This window comes from Microbacterium sp. NPDC088619, from assembly GCF_044752825.1.
GTDB lineage: Bacteria > Actinomycetota > Actinomycetes > Actinomycetales > Microbacteriaceae > Microbacterium.
In genome coordinates, this window is sequence record NZ_JBIVLZ010000002.1 from 684,785 (window position 1) to 701,738 (window position 16,954).

19 protein-coding genes are annotated in these 16,954 nt (G+C 68.7%); 7 read left to right on the forward strand and 12 right to left on the reverse strand.

What is annotated here, in order from left to right:
- Window positions 1-5 precede the first annotated feature (5 nt).
- On the reverse strand, window positions 6-1,346 hold the full coding sequence (locus ACIP5T_RS17895; protein ID WP_400866490.1) for a cytochrome P450: 1,341 nt from the start codon (window positions 1,344-1,346) through the stop codon (window positions 6-8).
- A 153-nt stretch (window positions 1,347-1,499) separates the two neighbouring features.
- On the opposite strand from ACIP5T_RS17895, the gene ACIP5T_RS17900 reads away from it, so the two are divergent.
- Together ACIP5T_RS17900 and ACIP5T_RS17905 are read left to right on the forward strand one after the other, a co-directional pair.
- Window positions 1,500-1,943, forward strand: coding sequence for an SRPBCC family protein (locus tag ACIP5T_RS17900; protein ID WP_400866493.1), 444 nt, complete (start codon window positions 1,500-1,502; stop codon window positions 1,941-1,943).
- Between the two features lie 56 nt (window positions 1,944-1,999).
- Complete coding sequence (locus tag ACIP5T_RS17905; protein ID WP_400866496.1) at window positions 2,000-2,821, forward strand: lysostaphin resistance A-like protein; 822 nt, start codon at window positions 2,000-2,002, stop codon at window positions 2,819-2,821.
- Window positions 2,822-2,840: 19 nt separating this feature from the next.
- On the opposite strand, the gene ACIP5T_RS17910 is transcribed toward ACIP5T_RS17905, so the two are convergent.
- Complete coding sequence (locus ACIP5T_RS17910) at window positions 2,841-4,025, reverse strand: zinc-dependent alcohol dehydrogenase (protein ID WP_400866499.1); 1,185 nt, start codon at window positions 4,023-4,025, stop codon at window positions 2,841-2,843.
- Between the two features lie 246 nt (window positions 4,026-4,271).
- On the opposite strand from ACIP5T_RS17910, the gene ACIP5T_RS17915 reads away from it, so the two are divergent.
- From ACIP5T_RS17915 to ACIP5T_RS17925, 3 genes are all read left to right on the forward strand, one after another.
- Window positions 4,272-5,222, forward strand: a complete 951-nt coding sequence (locus ACIP5T_RS17915) for a manganese catalase family protein (protein WP_042540031.1) — start codon at window positions 4,272-4,274, stop codon at window positions 5,220-5,222.
- 134 nt (window positions 5,223-5,356) lie between these two features.
- Window positions 5,357-5,701 (forward strand): ATP-dependent DNA ligase, encoded by a 345-nt coding sequence (locus ACIP5T_RS17920; protein ID WP_400866503.1) that lies wholly within the window; start codon window positions 5,357-5,359, stop codon window positions 5,699-5,701.
- A 19-nt stretch (window positions 5,702-5,720) separates the two neighbouring features.
- A complete protein-coding gene (locus ACIP5T_RS17925) occupies window positions 5,721-7,124 on the forward strand; it encodes a threonine/serine exporter ThrE family protein (RefSeq protein WP_400866506.1) in 1,404 nt (467 codons plus the stop codon).
- 24 nt (window positions 7,125-7,148) lie between these two features.
- Here ACIP5T_RS17925 and ACIP5T_RS17930 read toward each other — a convergent pair whose 3' ends face one another.
- The 8 genes from ACIP5T_RS17930 to ACIP5T_RS17965 form a co-directional block, all read right to left on the reverse strand.
- Window positions 7,149-7,493 carry a cupin domain-containing protein gene (locus ACIP5T_RS17930; protein ID WP_400866509.1) on the reverse strand — a complete coding sequence of 115 codons (345 nt, stop codon included), beginning with the start codon at window positions 7,491-7,493 and terminating at the stop codon, window positions 7,149-7,151.
- Between the two features lie 68 nt (window positions 7,494-7,561).
- On the reverse strand, window positions 7,562-8,650 hold the full coding sequence (locus ACIP5T_RS17935) for an alkene reductase (protein WP_400866512.1): 1,089 nt from the start codon (window positions 8,648-8,650) through the stop codon (window positions 7,562-7,564).
- A 62-nt stretch (window positions 8,651-8,712) separates the two neighbouring features.
- A complete protein-coding gene (locus ACIP5T_RS17940) occupies window positions 8,713-9,348 on the reverse strand; it encodes a DUF1684 domain-containing protein (RefSeq protein WP_400866515.1) in 636 nt (211 codons plus the stop codon).
- A gap of 61 nt (window positions 9,349-9,409) precedes the next feature.
- Entirely contained in the window at window positions 9,410-9,985 is a 576-nt protein-coding gene (locus ACIP5T_RS17945; protein ID WP_400866518.1) for an NADPH-dependent FMN reductase, read from the reverse strand.
- Between the two features lie 94 nt (window positions 9,986-10,079).
- Entirely contained in the window at window positions 10,080-10,583 is a 504-nt protein-coding gene (locus ACIP5T_RS17950; RefSeq protein ID WP_400866521.1) for a MarR family winged helix-turn-helix transcriptional regulator, read from the reverse strand.
- A gap of 76 nt (window positions 10,584-10,659) precedes the next feature.
- A complete protein-coding gene (locus ACIP5T_RS17955) occupies window positions 10,660-11,115 on the reverse strand; it encodes a MarR family winged helix-turn-helix transcriptional regulator (protein WP_400866524.1) in 456 nt (151 codons plus the stop codon).
- A gap of 1 nt (window position 11,116) precedes the next feature.
- Window positions 11,117-12,835 (reverse strand): DHA2 family efflux MFS transporter permease subunit, encoded by a 1,719-nt coding sequence (locus ACIP5T_RS17960; RefSeq protein WP_400866527.1) that lies wholly within the window; start codon window positions 12,833-12,835, stop codon window positions 11,117-11,119.
- A 106-nt stretch (window positions 12,836-12,941) separates the two neighbouring features.
- On the reverse strand, window positions 12,942-13,832 hold the full coding sequence (locus ACIP5T_RS17965) for a helix-turn-helix transcriptional regulator (protein ID WP_400866530.1): 891 nt from the start codon (window positions 13,830-13,832) through the stop codon (window positions 12,942-12,944).
- A 117-nt stretch (window positions 13,833-13,949) separates the two neighbouring features.
- Here ACIP5T_RS17965 and ACIP5T_RS17970 point away from each other — a divergent pair, with 117 nt between their 5' ends.
- Together ACIP5T_RS17970 and ACIP5T_RS17975 are read left to right on the forward strand one after the other, a co-directional pair.
- Window positions 13,950-14,975: a zinc-dependent alcohol dehydrogenase family protein gene (locus tag ACIP5T_RS17970; RefSeq protein WP_400867013.1), complete on the forward strand. Its 1,026-nt coding sequence runs from the start codon at window positions 13,950-13,952 to the stop codon at window positions 14,973-14,975.
- Window positions 14,976-15,057: 82 nt separating this feature from the next.
- Window positions 15,058-15,480 (forward strand): cupin domain-containing protein, encoded by a 423-nt coding sequence (locus ACIP5T_RS17975; RefSeq protein ID WP_400866533.1) that lies wholly within the window; start codon window positions 15,058-15,060, stop codon window positions 15,478-15,480.
- Here the strand turns inward: ACIP5T_RS17975 and ACIP5T_RS17980 are convergent.
- Together ACIP5T_RS17980 and ACIP5T_RS17985 are read right to left on the reverse strand one after the other, a co-directional pair.
- Entirely contained in the window at window positions 15,465-16,277 is an 813-nt protein-coding gene (locus ACIP5T_RS17980) for a DUF1206 domain-containing protein (protein ID WP_400866536.1), read from the reverse strand. The two genes, ACIP5T_RS17975 and ACIP5T_RS17980, sit on opposite strands and share 16 nt — an antisense overlap.
- A complete protein-coding gene (locus tag ACIP5T_RS17985) occupies window positions 16,274-16,948 on the reverse strand; it encodes a phosphatase PAP2 family protein (RefSeq protein ID WP_400866539.1) in 675 nt (224 codons plus the stop codon). The genes ACIP5T_RS17980 and ACIP5T_RS17985 overlap by 4 nt, the downstream gene beginning before the upstream one ends.
- Window positions 16,949-16,954: the final 6 nt, after the last annotated feature.

The following is a 16,954-nucleotide window of genomic DNA, read 5'->3' on the forward strand; positions in this document are numbered from 1 at the left end:
GACCTCTATCGATGGAAGGGGCACCCACTCGACTCGGGTGCTGTCGCCGACCGCACCTTGCCGCCCGAGCGGGGCTTGGTGGGCAGCCGACGCCGGTTGACATCGAGGCCGTCGTCGAGGATCCGCAGACCGGGATCGCTGAGCACCGCGATGGCCGCGGCGAGGCCGGCGATGGCGAGCTTCTCGCCGGGGCATCGATGACCGGTCGCGACGTCCGCCCCGCCGTGCGGAATGAATGCGGCGAGCGCCTCGTAGTCGTCGACGTCGCGGAAGCGCTCCGGGTCGAACTTCTGCGGCCGGGCCCAGAAACGGTCGTCGGTGTCGGTGCCGAGGATGTCGAGCACGACGCGTCCTCCGGCATCCACCCGCTGTCCGTCGATCTCGATGTCTGCGATGGCCCAGCCGGGGAGCATCGGCACGAACGGGGACGTGCGCCTGATCTCCTGCGCGAACATGATCGACAGCGGGCCGCCGACGAGAGAACCCCGCTCGGCAGCCTCGGCGGCGATGCGCTCGCGCCAGTCCGGGCGCTCCTGCAGCTCTTTTGCGGCGAACGCGACGAAGCGCGCCACAGCGATCATCGGGCGGATGCTGTTCTGCAGCTCGACCCCCGCGACGCGGGCGGGCAGCAGCTCGCCGTCCTGGTCACGGTGATGCGCCCACTGCTCGAGCGCCGTGCCCGGTTCGGCGCTGAGTGCGCCGTGGCGCACGGCCTCGATGAGGCGGGCCGAATGGCGGTCGGACCACCACCGATTCGCCAGGGCGGCGAGGTACTCCGGCGAGTAGGGCGACCCGAATCCGTCGACGATCTGTGCCAGTCTCGCCGCCCACCGCGTCTTGGCCGCGGGCGTGCCTGGCACACCGGCCCAGCCCATGATCGCCCGCCCCAGCGCGCCGACCGCCGCGTCGTAGGCGCTGCGGGTGCCACCGTCGAGCCACGCCTGACGCTCGCTCTGCCACTCGCGCTCGAGCCAGGGCGTCAGTCGCTCGACCTGCTCGTCTTCATACGCGACCTCCACGAAGGTGGCCTTGCGATGCCTGTGCGCCGCGCCGTCGAGGCTGTGCACGGAGCCGTGGCCGAACAGGCTCTCCTGCACGATGGCCGGCATGGCCCCGGAGCGCGCGATGCGGGTCTCGTCGTAGAAGAGCTCGACACCCTCGACTCCGCGCACGAACACGGTGTCATCGCCCAGCAGACGCATCGGGGCCGACCGCGCGCCAGGTCGCACTCTGCGCCAGATCCGGGGGCCGAAGCCGTAGCCGCGGGTGAGCAGAGCGGGTGCGTCGTCGTGCGCCAGAGCGCCGAGTCGGCGGGCGGCGCGAACGGGGAGGTCGATGAGTGCCATGACTCGACGTTCGCAGAGACGAGCGTTCCGCTCCAGGGGGAGGCGCGGATGCCAGGCGTGTGCTAGCACCTCGGCTTCCCGCCCCGTCAACCCCCTGGGGAGACGGCGACGATGGAACGATCATGCAGAGACGCGCGAGAAGAAGGAGCCGCCATGGCGAAGAATGTCCGCACGATGAACTGCCACCCCGACGACGTGTTCCGGGTACTGGCCGACGGCTGGCTCTACCCGGCGTGGGTCGTCGGCGCCTCGCGCATGCGCGACGTCGACGAGTCCTGGCCGCAGCCGGGGGCCGAACTGCACCACTCGGTGGGCGTCTGGCCCGCGCTGCTCGACGACACGACCGTGGTCGAGGAATGGGATCCGCCGCATCGCATGGTCATGCGTGCGAAGGGCTGGCCGATCGGCGAAGCCCGCGTCACCCTGCGGGTCCGCTCGTATGACGGGGGCACGATGGTGCGCATCGACGAAGAACCGGTCCGCGGGCCGGCCACCCTCGTGCCCAGCGTGCTGACCACTCCCCTGCTGCGCTGGCGCAACTCAGAGACACTGCACCGGTTGGGATACCTCGCCGAGGGGCGCGCTCACCTGACGTAGGCCCACCCATATATTGGTTATGAGCCGCGACCCTCGCGGATGCGGAGGGAAGCGCGATGACCGATGTGACGCAGTCCGGCTGGCGACGGTTCTGGGAACAGGGCGGCTGGTGGCGTGCACTCGTCCTCGTCGTCGTGTACTTCGTCCTGTACAACGGCCTGTCGCTGCTGTTGGCCCCGATCGCCTCGCAGATCGAAGACCCGCAGAGCGCCGCCGGGATCCTCGTGTTCTACGTCATCCCGATCCTGGTCGGAAGCCTGCTGCTGGTCGCGTTCGCGGCATCCCTCGGCTGGCTGAAAGAGGTCTTCGCCCCTCAGCCGATCCGTGGTCGTGGCTGGATGTGGATCGCCATCGTCGTCGTGCTTCTGTTCAACGTGCTCCACTTCCTCTCGGTCGACTACGGCGCTGCCGGGTTCGAGGTCGTGGCGACATGGCTGCTCGCCGGCGTGTTCATCGGATTCGCCGAGGAGGTGCTGACCCGAGGTCTCGTGGTCAACCTGCTCCGCAAGGCGGGGCAGCGCGAGATCGCCGTCGCCGCGATCTCCTCCGCGCTGTTCGCCCTCCTGCATGCGGGCAACCTGCTCACCGGGCAGTCGCTGTTGGCCACGGCCATCCAGCTGGTCTACACGTTCGGGTTCGGCGTCTGCATGTACCTCGCGATGCGGGTGACCGGCACGATCATCGCCCCGATCCTGCTGCACGCCAGCACCGACCCGAGCATCTTCCTGTACACCGCGTACCCGGTCGAAGGCGGACTCGGCGCTCTTGCGGGTCTCGGCAACCCCGCCGTGATCATCGTGGGCATCGTCCTGCTGTTCTTCATCCGCGGTCGAGTTCAGCCGAGCGCGCCCGCCGCACAGTTCGACGCGACGCGCTGACGCTCACACGCCTTTCCCCTCACACCGCGGAAGGTTGCAGCACGACCTTGATGCAGCCGTCCTCCTTGCGCTGGAAGGTCTCGTAGAGCCCCGGGGCGTCTTCGAGCGGTGCGGTATGGGTCGTGAGATCCATCACGCCCAGCGGGTCGCTGAGGTCCTCGACCAGAGGCATCAGGTCGTCGATCCAGCGCTTGACGTTGCACTGGCCCATGCGGATGCTGACCTGCTTGTCGAACAGCGTCTTCATGGGCAGGATGTCGGCGTCGCCCGCATAGACGCCGCTGAGCGACACCGTGCCGCCACGGCGCACGACGTCGATCGAGGCGTACAGCGCGGCGAGGCGGTCGATGCCCGCCTTGTCGAAGACCTGCCTGGCAGCGGGGTCGGGCAGCAGGCCGACAGCGCGCTGCACCAGCTTGATCCCGGGGTTGCCGTGCGCCTCCATGCCGACCGCGTCGACGACGGCATCCGCCCCTCGTCCGTCCGTGAGGTCGCGCAGCTCCGCGACGACATCGTCGGTCAGGTCGAAGACCTCCGCACCGTGTCGGGCTGCCATCTCGCGTCGCTCGGCGACAGGGTCCACCGCGAGCACCCGGTAACCGCGGTGGGCGCCCACGCGGGCGACGAACTGGCCGACCGGCCCCAGTCCCATCACGGCGAGCGTTCCGCCGTCTGGCACGTTCGCATACTCGACGCCCTGCCAGGCGGTCGGCAGGATGTCGCTCAAGAAGAGATAGCGCTCGTCGGGGAGATCGGAGGCGACGTTGATGTGGTTGTAGTCCGCCAGCGGAACCCGGAGGTACTCGGCCTGACCGCCGGGGACCTGCCCGTAGAGCTTCGTGTAGCCGAACAGCGAGGCGCCGCTGCCGTACTCCTTCACCTGCGTCGTCTCGCACTGGGACTGCAGGCCCCGCAGACAGAAGAAGCAATGGCCGCACGAGATGTTGAACGGCACGACGACCCGATCGCCGACCGCCAGATCTCGCACCGCATCGCCCACCTCGACGACGACGCCCATCGGTTCGTGGCCGAGGATGTCGCCCTTGTCGAGGAAGGGGCCGAGCAGTTCGTACAGGTGCAGGTCGGAGCCGCAGATCGCCGAGGAGGTGATCCGGACGATCGCATCCGTCGCGTGCTCGATGACCGGGTCGGGCACCTCCTCGACCGTCACGTTGCGCGTGCCCTGCCAGGTGAGTGCCTTCATCGTCATCCTCCTCGTTGCGTGTCGAACGGCCACCCTCCACCCGTGAGAGGCGATCCGACAGAGGGTTGACAGACGGGCGCGTCAGGCGGACGGCACGCCGAGCGGGAACCCGGGCGGCATGGATCCCGTCCACCTCCGCGGCGACGCATGGTACGTCCATCGGGCCGCCACGTCGAGGGAGGGGGTCGATCCGCTGCGGAGGCGCACAGTGGCCCCACACCCCAGCACCGACCGACGGAGGCCGACATGTATTTCCACGTTCAGGAGTTCATCAACGAGATCGCTCAGGACGAGCCGGATCCCGCGGCGGCGAACGCGCTGCAGGAAGGCCTCGGCGGACAGTTCGGCGAGATGCGCACGATGATGCAGTACCTGTTCCAGAGCATCAACTTCAGGGGACCCGACGGCAAGCCGTACAAGGACCTCATCCAGGGGATCGGCACCGAGGAGATCAGCCACGTCGAGCTCATCGGCACGACGATCTCGCGCCTGCTCGACGGATCGCCGCAGTATCAGGGAAAGCCGACCGATCCCGTCGACAAGCCCGGGGCGGGCGGCGCGACGCCCCTGAACATCGCGCTCGACACGAGCAACATCCACCACTACCTGGTCGGGGCTCAGGGCGCTCTCCCTGTCGATGCCGTCGGCAACCCGTGGTCGGGAAGCTACGTCTACAACTCGGGCAACCTCGTGCTCGACCTGCTCTACAACCTCATGCTCGAGTCGACGGGCCGCCTGCAGAAGTGCCGACTGTACGAGATGACCGACAACAAGACCGCCCGCAGCACGATCTCGTACCTGATCGTCCGCGATCAGGCGCATGAGAACGCCTATGCGAAGGCGCTCGAGACCCTCGGCGTCAACTGGCGCACGTCGCTGCCGATCCCCAAGACCAACGCCGAGCAGTTCCCCGAGGTCAAGAAGCTTCTCGACCTCGGTCTGCAGAGCAAGAACTACTCGTTCGATCTGACCGCCCAGTCCGAAGCGGGCAAGATCTTCCAGGGCGCCTCGCCGTCGAACGACGGCACCACCCTGGACGCCAGCGAGCAGGCGCCCGTCGGCGTGCCGATGACGATCTCTCCCGAGCGGCTCGAGGAGTTCTCTCCGGGTGCCGACAAGGAGCTGCGCGCACTGATCGAGGCGACCGCCGCGATGGAGATGGCCGACATCGACGCCACCTTCGGGCGTATGTCCTGAGAGACCGCCTGTGGGCCGGCGGATGCGCGGATGCGCGGCCGCCGGCCCACGATATATGGGATGCTTGTGGCACCACCGTCGATCATCCGATCGCGCCCGATCACACGGGTTCGTGGCCAACTGAGGAGGTCTTCGTGGGAAAGCTCATCTATGAGGGCAGCGTCAAGGCCGATATCGAAGACCGCGCGCTCACCCACCTGCAGCTCGTCATCACGGCCAAGCTGCGTCGAGGGGAGCCCTTCAGCTTCACCTGGCGCGAGGACATGAGCGTCGGCGGCGGCCGCACGACCGTCTGGGTGCATGCCGGAAGCTCGCTCGTCTTCAAATACAGCGGCAGCCGTCAGCCCTCGATCAACCGTGCCTGGATCGAAGCGCTCGCGTTCACGGCCAGTGCGCCGAGCGGCCTCTACCTCGTGCCCGAGCCCGCAGAGGGCGCCGCACCGCCGGCTGAGCGTCTCGACGTTCCCGCGCACGCCTGACGAAGGGGAGAATGGGGAGGTGTCCCCGAACCCCCCGCGGCGACTGCTCGCCTCCGTGCAGCGCATCCTGCACACCGATCCCTCCACCGTCGCCCACACCGAGGCGATGCCCGTCATCGACGAACGCACTGTTCCGCGGGTCCTCGATCTCGCGACCCGCATCGGCGAATCGATGTTCGGTGTCGGCGCCTCCGCTCACGAGGTGACGCTGGCCATCACCCGGGTCTGCGCTGCGTACGGCATGCGAGATGTGCAGGTCGATGTGACCTACAACTCGATCACCGTCTCATTCCACCTGAGCGGTGAGGTCTGGCCGGAGACGCTCGTGCGGGTCGTGCGGGTGGCGGCGCCCGACCACGCCAAGCTGCAGCGCGTGCAGGCCCTGGTCGCCGACATCGACGACGGCCTCGACCTCGAATCGGCCCGCACCGCCTTCCGCGTGCTGCGCCGCGTGCCGTTCCGCTACCAGCAGCCGGTCGTCATCGTCGCCAGGGCGCTGCTGGCGGTCGGCGTCAGCATCATGCTCGGAGCCTCGGCGCTCATCGTCGGACTCACCTTCGTCGCGGCGCTGTGCGCGGCGCTGACCCAAGCGGGTCTCGCCCGCGCCAGGGTCCCGCTGTTCTTCAGCCAGATCGCCGGAGGCTTCGTCACCACGGTGGTCGCTGTCGCCGTCTCGGCGCTGGGCTCCGCGGGGATCGAGCCGTTCGTCGGCATCCGCCCGTCGATCATCGTGGCCTCGGGCATCGTGCTCATGCTCGCCGGGCTCACCGTCGTCGGCGCCGCGCAGGACGCGATCGACGGCTTCGCGCTCACCGCGGGCGGGCGCATCCTCGACCTGACGATGCAGACGCTGGGCGTCGTGATCGGCATCCTCGTCGGCCTCGAGGTCGGCAGCGTGCTCGGATTCACGATGGGCCTGCCCGACGACCCCGCCCCGTTCGGTCCGCTGCTGAACCAGTTCCTCGGGGCGATCATCATCGCCATCGCCGTCGCCGTCTTCAACGGCGCCGGCGTCCGCATCATCCTCGTGAGCGCGCTGCTCAGCGCCGTGACCATCGCCGGATACTCCACCATGGTCGGGCTGAACCTGCATCCGGCCGCGGCGAGCGCGATCGGCGCACTGCTCGCGAGCTTCATCGGGATGCTGATCGCGGTGAAGCTGCACGTGCCGTCCGTCGCCGTCACGACGGCGGCCATCGTGCCGCTCGTGCCCGGTGTCGCGGTGTTCCAGGGGCTCCTCGAGATGATCCACTCGGCCGGGTCGGCATCAGGCGTCGTGGGCATCGGAGGGTCCCTCGTCGACGCCGTCGTCATCGGCATCGCGCTGGCCTCGGGAGCATCGCTGGGCCTGTATCTGGGCACGCCGGTGCGCGCGACCCTCAGCAGCGTCGCGAAGACGCGGGCGCGGGTCGTTCGGCGCTGAGTCGCTGACCGACGGGTCGGCCCCTCAGGTGCGCGGTCCGAGCGCGGCCGGATTCATCTCCCCGGCGGCATCGCCCTTCAACTCGACGAGGATCGTGTGAGTCGGCGTGCTTCCGGTGTTCTCCCCGAAATGCCTCTGCGCAGGAAGCCACACGGCCTGCCCCGCGGACAGCGATGTGTCGAACACACGGTCTCCGGCTGAGAGCCGACGCGAGAAGTCGCTCAGAGTGACCATGACGCTGTTGGGGTGATCATGGGGCGTGGTCCGGTCGCCCGGCTCGTCGGTGTACTCGAGCACGCGGACGAAGTCGTTCTCCCAGAGCGTCCGGTAATGGTCGGGATTGGTCAGGGTGGGATCGTCGGTGATCATGCGGTCACTGTACGCTCCGTGATCCCACCCCGACAGGGGCACATCATGCGCCCGAGAAGCACCCGAACTCAGGCGTCGGTGCGCACGGACTCCAGCGACGGATAGTCGGTGTATCCCTCGGCGGTGCGGCCGTAGAACAGCGCGGGGCGCGGCTCGTTGAGCTCGGTGTCCTGACGCCACCGCTCGACCAGGTCGGGGTTGGCGATGGCGGGGCGGCCGACCGCCACGGCATCCGCCCACTCTTCGGCGACGAGGGTCTCGGCCTCGTCACGGGTCGTCACCGAAGCGAAACCGGAGTTGATGATGAGGGGCGCGCCGAAGGTGCGGCGGATGCGCTGCACGAGTTCGCTCGTCGGAGCGGCGTTGAGGATGTCGACGAAGGCGAGACCGAGGGGCGCGAGCCCTTCGGCGACGGCGAGGTAGGTGGCGAGTGCATCGTCGTCGTCCTCTTCGAGGACGCCCTGGATGTTGTGCTGCGGCGACAGACGGATTCCGGTGCGGTCGGCGCCGACGGCCTCGACGACCGCAGTGGTGACCTCGATCGCGAAGCGGGCGCGATTCTCGGGCGAACCGCCGTACCGGTCGTCGCGGATGTTCGACACCGGGGAGAGGAACTCCTGCACGAGGTAGCCGTTGGCTCCGTGCACCTCGACGCCGTCGAAGCCCGCGGCGATCGCGTTGCGCGCGGCCTGCGCGAACTGCTCGACGACCATCGGGATCTCGTCGAGGGTCAGGGCGTGGGCGACAGGCATGTCGACCTTGCCCTCAGGAGTGTGGGTCTGGCCGGGAGCGGCGAGTGCGCTCGGGGCGACGACGCGCGGCTCACCCGAGATCGCAGGATGCGAGACGCGCCCGCCGTGCATCAGCTGCATGACGATGGCGCCGCCCGCTTCGTGCACGGCGTCGGCGACGGGCCGCCAGCCGGCGATCTGCTCGGTCGTGACGATGCCGGGCTGTCCGGAGTACGACTTGCCCTCGGCCGCCGGCCACGTCCCCTCCGAGATGATGAGGCCCTGACCCGCCCGCTGGCGGTAGTACTCGACCATCGTCTCGGTCGGCACGCCGTCATCATCTGCACGCGTGCGGGTGAGAGGCGCCATGACGACGCGGTTGGACAACTGGAGGGCGCCGAAGACGGCCGGTTCGAAGAGAGTCACGCTCAGGGGTAAGGCGCGCGAGGGGTGCGGTATTCCCCCGCCGCGATATGCAAGCCGGATGCTCAGCCTGCTGCGCCGCCGTACATCTCGCCCACGGGAACCGCCACCGGCAGCACGTTGCCGGGCTGGGCGAGCGGGCACGCCCATGCGGGGTCGTACGCGCAGGACGGGTTGTAGGCGAAGTTGAAGTCGAGCACGATGGTGCCGCGCTCGGCATCCGATCCGAGGTCCGCACCCTTGATCGTGTCGATCAGGTAGCGGCCTCCCCCGTACGTGCCGCCGGGGCGACCGGCGAGCGCGTCGCGCACCGGGACGAAGATCCCGCCGCCGTAGGTCGTCAGCCGCCACACGTCGAGGGACCCGGTGTCGGGGACCTCCACCCTGCCGATTCGCTCGAACGGCACGACGCCGTCGGTGCCGGTCGCGAAGTCGAAGCCTCCCGGCTCCGCGGGCAGGATGGGCAGCTCGAATCGCCACTGCGGGTCGTAGGAGGCGACCGGCAGCCCCTCGAAGAGCGGGCGGTCGTCAGCCAGCAGCGGGGTCGCCGCGTGATGCAGCATCAGGTCGTCGCGCTCGATGCGCCACAGCTCGTGCGCCTCTTCGGCGGAGTCCGCGCGTCGCACCGCGTCGTAGAGGGCGAAGACCCGACGCCTCCAGTCGACGACCTCGACGGCGGTGCGGGCTTTCGTGAGCGTCATGTCCTTCAGGCTACGCGGATACGGTGGCGCAGCGGCCGCGACGACCTGCGACGCGGCCGATTCACGAATCCGTGTCGCGCGGCAGCACGGTGAGTACGCGCTCGATGTGGTCGCGGAACTCGACCAGGTAGTCGCGAAGGAACTTCGCCGTGCCCTCGTTCGTGACCGTGCCGTCATCCGAGAAGGTGTCGGGCGAGAACTGGATGTAGGCCTCGGGGGCGGTCATCTGGCGGGCGTTGCAGAAGCTGAGGACGCCACGCAGGCTCTGCTGGGCGACCGCCGTGCCGATCGCACCGACCGATGCTCCGATCACCGCGGCGGGGATGTGGTCGAAAGAGTTCTGGCCCCATGGCCGAGAGGCCCAGTCGATCGCGTTCTTGAGGCCGCCGGGGATCGAGCGGTTGTACTCCGGGGTGACGAAGAGCACGGCATCCGCCGAGGCGATCGACTCCTTGAGATCCACCGCCACCGCGGGGTAGTCGGAGTCGTAGTCCTGACTGTAGAGAGGGAGGTCTCGGATCGGGATCTCGAAGAACTCGAGATCAGACGGAGCGAGCTTGATCAGCGCCGTCGCGAGGATGCGGTTGATCGAGGTGGACGAGAGGCTTCCGACGAAGTATCCGACCCTGTATGCCATGACTGTTCCTCATTCCCGTAGTGGTGGAATCAGTCTCGTCCGGGTGTGGTCGCCGAGTCCAGCCCTTCCGCGGCGAGAGCGCCCTCGACGTCGGTCAGTCGCCGAACGCGGCGAGCAGCTCGGCGAAGTGATCGAGGTCCTCGGCCGACCAGCGGCGCAGCCGCTCCCCGAGCCGTTCCTCATAGCGCGAGCGAGCCAGGGCGACCCGTTCCTGCGCGAGCTCGGTCGCGACGAGCACCCGCGCCCGGCGATCGTCAGGATCCGGAACGCTCTCGACCAGACCGAGCTGCTCGAGCTGTCGCACGTGCCGGCTCACGGCCGACTTGTCGGTCTGCAGGCGCTCGATGATGGCACCGGCAGAAGTCGCCTTGCCCGTGGCGATCGAGGTCAGCACCTGGTATCCGAGGGGTTGAAGGTCGGGGTGCACGGTCGTCGCCGCCTCGCGCCAGCTCACTCGGATGCGGGCGAAGAGTCGCCCCAGTTCGTGCTCGACCCTCGAGATCGCGTGGTCGAGCTCGGCCGGATCGAGGGGCTCGGCACCTGCGGGATCAGCGGCGGGCGCGCCCTCTCGGGCGGGTTCGTCGGGCGAGGCACTCATGGTCGCCAGCTTACGGCGAAGCCCCGCCGTCTCAGAGACGGCGGGGCTTCGATCGATGCGCATTCTCGGACCCGGATCAGACCTCGGCCAGCAGACGGAAGACCTTGGATGCCGCCTGGATCTCGTCCGGTGTGAGCTCGGCCACGACGGTCCGCAGCCGCGAGGCGTGGTCTCGCCGCAGCTCGACGAGCGCGGCGCAGGCGGCCGGTGTCGGCGTCAGCACGCGCAGACGGCCGTCTCGCTGGTCGGGCCGGGACTCGATCAGTCCGAGCTCCTCGAGCATCCGCACCTGGCGGCTGATGACCGACTTGTCCATCTCGAAGCGTTCGGCCAGCTCGTGCGCGTTCGCCGACTCAGCCCGTTCGATGAAGGTCAGCAGCTTGTACCCGCCCACCTGCAGCTCGGGGTCGATGCGCGCCGCCGACTCCTTCCAGAGCGTCCTGGTCCTCGCGAAGATGAGGTTCAGATGCGTCTGCAGGTCGCCGAGCGCGGTGTCGACGTCGGCGGACTCGACCGCCACGGGGGTGGCCATGTCAGCGCCTCGGCTCCTGGTCGTCTCGCTCGAGCACGGTCACCGATCCGGTGGACGGCGAGGCGGAGTCGACGCCCGAGAGTCGGATCGCTCCGGTCGACATCGTGGCGCCGACCTCGGCTTCGGAGACCTCGAGAACGGACTCCTCCGCCTGCTCGCGCAGCTGCTCGGCGGCGTTCTTCGTCGACAGCGGCTTGTTCTTGATGAACGCGATCGCGAGGATGGCGATCACCGCGAGCGGGATGGCGATGATGAACGCGTCGGCGATGCCGTGGCCGTAGGCGCCCTCGACGATCGTGCGGATCGTGTCGGGGAGCTGCGTGACCTTCGGCACGTCACCCGAGGCGAGGTGCTTCAGCGCGTCGACCTCCTCGGGCGTCGTCGGCGCGAAGCCGTCGAGCGCATCGGTGATGTAGTTCGCGACGCTCGTCGAGAGGGTCGCGCCCATGACGGTCACGCCGATGGTGCCCGCGATCGTGCGGAAGAAGTTGACGTTCGACGAGGCTGCACCCAGCTGCTGCGGAGCGGTGTCGTTCTGCACGATGAGGGTGAGGTTCTGCATGACCATGCCGAGGCCTGCGCCGAGCACGAACATGTAGACCGCGACCAGCGGGAACGGCGTGTCGTAGCGCAGCGTCGACATCAGGCTGACGCCGACCGTGGTCAGCACGGAGCCCGTGAGCATCCAGCCCTTCCACTTGCCGAACCGGCTGACGAGCTGGCCGATGATGATCGACGCACCCATCTGGCCGATGATCATCGGGATCGTCATGAGTCCGGACTCGGTGGGTGTGGCACCGCGCGCGAGCTGGAAGTACTGGGCGAGGAACACCGAGGTCGCGAACATCGAGACGCCGATGGCGATGGAGGCGATGACCGACAGCGTGAAGGTGCGGTTGCGGAACAGCGACATCGGAACGATCGGTTCCTTGACGAAGAACTCGACGGCGATGAAGCCGGCGATCGCGACACCGGCGATGACGGCGAGGATGATGCTGGTCGACGAATCCCAATCGAACTCGCTGCCCCCCATCGAGACCCAGATGAGCAGGGTCGAGACGCCGACGGCGAGCAGGACGATGCCGAAGTAGTCGATCGAGACCTTGCGGTCGCGCTGCGGCTTGGGCAGGTGCAGCGTGAACTGCAGCAGCACGAGGGCCAGGATCGCGAAGGGCACGCCGACGAAGAAGTTGGAGCGCCAGCCCCACACGTCGGTGAGGAGCCCGCCGAGCAGCGGGCCGCCGATCGTGCCGAGGGCCATGATGCCGCCGACCACACCCATGTACTTGCCGCGCTCGCGCGGCGAGATGATGAGGGCGACCGCGATCATGACGAGCGACATCAGTCCGCCCACGCCGATGCCCTGGATCACGCGCACGGCGATGAGCATGTTCGTGTCGGTCGAGAAGCCTGCGATCACGGTGCCGACGGTGAAGATGATGAGAGACAGCTGCACGAGGATCTTGCGATCGACGAGGTCGGCGAGCTTGCCCCAGATGGGCGTCGAGACGGCGGTCGCCAGAAGGCTGGCCGTGATGACCCAGGTGTACTGCGACTGGGTGCCGCCGAGGTCGGCGATGATGACGGGCATCGAGGTCGACACCACGGTGCCCGAGAGCACGGCGACGAACATGCCGACGACGAGGCCGGAGATCGCGGTGAAGACCTCGCGAGGCGAGCGTGGCGCCTCGGCTGAAGAGGTGTGAGAGATGTTGGTCACAGTGGAGAGCTCCTGTGTAGAAAGTTGATAAGAGTCAACTATACGCCTATTGGTTGCGAAAGTGCAACTGTAGACCGGAAGCAACCATCTGGGACGGGAGGGGACGTCAGCCTCGGGTCGCGTCGCTCGCGGGCTCGGCGCTGCGCTGCCGCGTCGACCATGAGGCGAGCAGCGCGAGGCGCTCGGCCGAGGGCGAGCCCGGTTCGGCCGAATAGACCAGCAGCACGTTGCCCGGTTCGGCCGTGATGGCGAGCTCTTCGTACGCGAGCGTCAGTTCTCCGACGAGCGGATGGTGGAACCGCTTCGTGCCGGCGCCGTGGATACGCACATCGTGCGCCGCCCACAGCCGCCGGAACGTCTCGCTGCGGGTCGACAGCTCGCCCACGAGATCCTGCAGGCCCTTGTCGTGCGGATCGCGCCCGGCTTCGGCGCGCATGATCGCGACGCACATCTCGGCGAAGAGATCCCAATCCGGATAGAACTCCCGCGCCGCCGGGTCGAGGAACTGGAAGCGGGCGAGATTCGGGGTGCGCCCGCCGTCGCCGATCACCGGCGAGTAGAACGCGCGGGCGAGGTCGTTCGTGGCGACCAGGTTCTGACGGGGGTCGCGGACGAACGCGATCGCGTCGGTGATCGACGCCAGCGCCCACTCCAGGCTGGGGCGGGTGGCACCGGGCTTCGACGTGCGCCGCCGAGACCGGCCACTCGAAGGGATGCCGTCGGCCGCACGGGCGAGGTCGAGAAGGTGCGCCCGTTCGGCCTCATCGAGCTGAAGAGCCGACGCCAGGGAGTCGAGCACGGCCGCCGAGGCTCCCGCGATCGCACCCCGCTCGAGCTTGGCGTAGTACTCCACGCTGACGCCGGCGAGAGCCGCCGCCTCGCTGCGTCGCAATCCCTCGACGCGTCGGTTCGTGCCGGGGGCGATGCCGACCGACTCCGGCGCGACGCGCGCACGGCGGGTCATGAGGAACTCGCGGACCTCGGATCTGTTGTCCATGCTCAGGACGCTACCCCGCACCGACGCGTTGAGGGAGGCACTCGCAGTACACCCCTCAACAGGGACTCCCTCTCGCGCTGCGAGAGGTGCAGGCTGGACACCATGAGCACAGACACCATGCGCGCCGTCATCATGCACGCCCCCGGAGACGTCCGCGTCGACCAGATCGCCAGGCCCACCATCGTCGAGCCCACGGACGCGATCATCCGGGTCACTGCCGCCTGCATCTGCGGATCGGACCTCTGGCCGTACCGCGGCATCGAGCCGGTGAACAGCCCCACGCCGATGGGCCACGAGTACATCGGGATCGTCGAGCAGATCGGCGACGAGGTCCACGACATCAAGGTCGGCGACTTCGTCGTGGGGTCGTTCGTCGCCTCCGACAACACGTGCGAGATCTGCCAGGCCGGCTTCCAGTCGCGGTGCATCCACCAGGTCATGATGGGTGGCGTCGGCACGCAGTCCGACTACGCGCGCATCCCCCTCGCCGACGGCACGCTCGTCACGGTCGAGGGCGATCCGACCCCGGCGCAGACCCGCAGCCTGCTGGCGGCATCCGATGTGCTCGGCACGGGCTGGTTCGCCGCCGTCGCCGCCGAGGCGGGGCCGGGCAAGACCGTGGCGGTCGTCGGAGACGGGGCCGTCGGACTGCTCGCCATCCTCGCCGCCAAGCAGCTCGGTGCCGAGCGCATCATCGCGATGTCACGTCACGCCGATCGCCAGGCTCTCGCGACGAAGTTCGGGGCGACCGACATCGTCGAGGAGCGCGGCGATGCCGGCGTCGCGAAGATCAAGGAGCTCACCGGCGGCTACGGCGCGCACTCCACGGTCGAGGCCGTCGGCACGCAGGAGTCGATGATGCAGGCGATCCACGCCACGCGTCCGGGCGGTCACGTCGGCTACGTCGGCGTCAGCCACGGCGTCGAGCTCGACGGACTCGACCTGTTCTTCTCGACCGTCAGCCTGCTGGGCGGCCCTGCGCCCGTGCGCCGCTTCCTCCCCGAGCTGATCGACCTCATCATGACCGACCAGATCGATCCGGGCATCGTCTTCGACCTGACGCTGCCCATCGAGCAGGCGGCCGAGGGATACGAGGCCATGGACGAGCGTCGCGCCACCAAGGTGCTGCTCACCACCGACTGAACCCGTCCTGCGTGCGGGAGGGTCGTCGACCACGGCCCTCCCGTCGCAGACATCGCCCGCCGCACAGAGAAGGAGTGGAGCAATGAACCTCGAACCCGTCCAGCCGACCGCCAAGAACCCGCCGGAGCAGTTCGCCGGTGACGTCTGGGTCGACATGATCGCCGTGCCGCATGAGAGCGACCAGCGCATGTCGGTCGCGATCGTGAAGTTCGCACCGGGTGCCCGCACGGCCTGGCACTCGCACGCGCGAGGACAGTACCTGCGTGTGACCCAGGGCATCGCCCGCTTCGGCACCCGCGACGGCGAGATCATCGAAGTGCACCCGGGGCAGACGCTCTACACCCCACCGGGCCAGGATCACTGGCACGCGTCGGCGGAGGGCACGTTCATGGAGCACATCGCGATGCTGGAGAGCGGCGACGACCCCGCGACGACGACCATCTGGAAAGAGCACATCACCGACGCGGAGTACGACGGGCGGCCGTCGACTCACATCCGGGCGTAGCGCGCGCGGGCGAAGCAGAACAGGCCGTAGAGGGCGAGGCCGGCGCCGACGACCCACAGGATGACTGCGCCGAAGGGGAGCCCTGCCAGAGCGCGCAGCGCCGAGTCGAGGCCACCGGCGGTCTCGGGGTCGTGGGTGAGCGCCGCGATGACGAAGAGCACGCCGGCCACACCGACCGCGATGCCCTTGGCGACGTAGCCCGCCACTCCGAACGCGGCGATCCCCGAGCGGGCCTTCGCCGATGGGACGGAGAGGTGCTCCATGAACGCGCGAGTGATCCCACGAACGATGAACGCGATTCCGACCGCGACCACCCCGAGTCCCACCAGCACGAGCAGCACGACGCCCGCGGGCACCGCCAGCAGCTTCGCGCTGAACGACTGCGACGACTCGGACGACTGCGACTGGCCGCCGAGCGCATAGACCAGAGCCGTCGCGCCGATCGCCAGGTAGGCGACGGCAGTGCCCACGAACTTCGCCCGGTGCGCCCACATCTTCTTCGCATCGGGATCACGCTCGACGACGGCCTCGGCGATCTGCCAGATCGCGAGTGCGAGCAGCCCGAGCACGATCAGCCAGAGCAGGAACACGCCCGCGGGCGACTCCTGGATCTGCTGCATGGCGCCGCCCTGGTCGGCGTTCTCGCCGCCGCCGCCCGTGGCGATCGAGATCGCGATCCCGCCGATGAGGATGTGCAGGATGCCGAGCACGACATAGCCGACGCGGGCGAGGACGCGGAAGGCGGTCGAGTCCTGAGCGGCCCTCGCGGTGGAGGCGGCCGAGTCGCGAGTGTTCATGGGTTCACTGTGCTTTCGATCGGTTCTTCGGAGGTGTCTGACATGCTGCGGTCCCGAGCGAGGCGGCGCGCGCGCATCGCCGAGACACAGGCCCAGACGAACGTGGCGACGGCGACGCCCTCGAGCATTCCCGCGACCACATCGCTGAGCCAATGGGCGTGGAGGTAGGTGCGGCTCCACATCATGAGCGCGACCCACGCGACACCGACGACCCAGACCCATCCGCGACGCAGCACGAGTCCGAGGATCACCACGACCGTCGTGGCGACCGCGGTGTGCCCGGACGGGAACGAGGTCGCCACGCTCTCTGCCAGCGAGTCGATCGGACGCGTGCGGCCGATCACCGCAGCCATGGTCGCGCCGATCGCGACCACGGTGACCATCGCGATCGCCAGCGTCGCCGCATCCCACCGCCGACCGCGCCAGAGGAAGGCGGCGATCAGCAGCGCGCCGACCACGATCATGCCGATCGTGCCGCCGATGACGGCAGGCACCCAGGCGACGACGAGCCAGGCGTCGCTGCTCAACGCCACCATGAGGTCGTGCCACCAGATGTCGATGGCGAGCGGCTGATGACCGCCGAGGGCCACTGCGGCCCGAAGCACGACGAACGCGAGGGTCGCTGCGGCACCGACGACGATCGCGCCGGTGCCGCGCTGCGCCTCGGTCATGCCGGG

Bases quoted from the DNA above. Each gene is read 5' to 3' on its own strand.
- ACIP5T_RS17895 (WP_400866490.1), bottom strand. From the start codon at position 1,346: ATGGCACTCATCGACCTCCCCGTTCGCGCCGCCCGCCGACTCGGCGCT.
- ACIP5T_RS17900 (WP_400866493.1), top strand. From the start codon at position 1,500: ATGGCGAAGAATGTCCGCACGATGAACTGCCACCCCGACGACGTGTTC.
- ACIP5T_RS17905 (WP_400866496.1), top strand. From the start codon at position 2,000: ATGACCGATGTGACGCAGTCCGGCTGGCGACGGTTCTGGGAACAGGGC.
- ACIP5T_RS17910 (WP_400866499.1), bottom strand. From the start codon at position 4,025: ATGAAGGCACTCACCTGGCAGGGCACGCGCAACGTGACGGTCGAGGAG.
- ACIP5T_RS17915 (WP_042540031.1), top strand. From the start codon at position 4,272: ATGTATTTCCACGTTCAGGAGTTCATCAACGAGATCGCTCAGGACGAG.
- ACIP5T_RS17930 (WP_400866509.1), bottom strand. From the start codon at position 7,493: ATGATCACCGACGATCCCACCCTGACCAATCCCGACCATTACCGGACG.
- ACIP5T_RS17940 (WP_400866515.1), bottom strand. From the start codon at position 9,348: ATGACGCTCACGAAAGCCCGCACCGCCGTCGAGGTCGTCGACTGGAGG.
- ACIP5T_RS17945 (WP_400866518.1), bottom strand. From the start codon at position 9,985: ATGGCATACAGGGTCGGATACTTCGTCGGAAGCCTCTCGTCCACCTCG.
- ACIP5T_RS17950 (WP_400866521.1), bottom strand. From the start codon at position 10,583: ATGAGTGCCTCGCCCGACGAACCCGCCCGAGAGGGCGCGCCCGCCGCT.
- ACIP5T_RS17955 (WP_400866524.1), bottom strand. From the start codon at position 11,115: ATGGCCACCCCCGTGGCGGTCGAGTCCGCCGACGTCGACACCGCGCTC.
- ACIP5T_RS17965 (WP_400866530.1), bottom strand. From the start codon at position 13,832: ATGGACAACAGATCCGAGGTCCGCGAGTTCCTCATGACCCGCCGTGCG.
- ACIP5T_RS17970 (WP_400867013.1), top strand. From the start codon at position 13,950: ATGCGCGCCGTCATCATGCACGCCCCCGGAGACGTCCGCGTCGACCAG.
- ACIP5T_RS17975 (WP_400866533.1), top strand. From the start codon at position 15,058: ATGAACCTCGAACCCGTCCAGCCGACCGCCAAGAACCCGCCGGAGCAG.
- ACIP5T_RS17980 (WP_400866536.1), bottom strand. From the start codon at position 16,277: ATGAACACTCGCGACTCGGCCGCCTCCACCGCGAGGGCCGCTCAGGAC.
- ACIP5T_RS17985 (WP_400866539.1), bottom strand. From the start codon at position 16,948: ATGACCGAGGCGCAGCGCGGCACCGGCGCGATCGTCGTCGGTGCCGCA.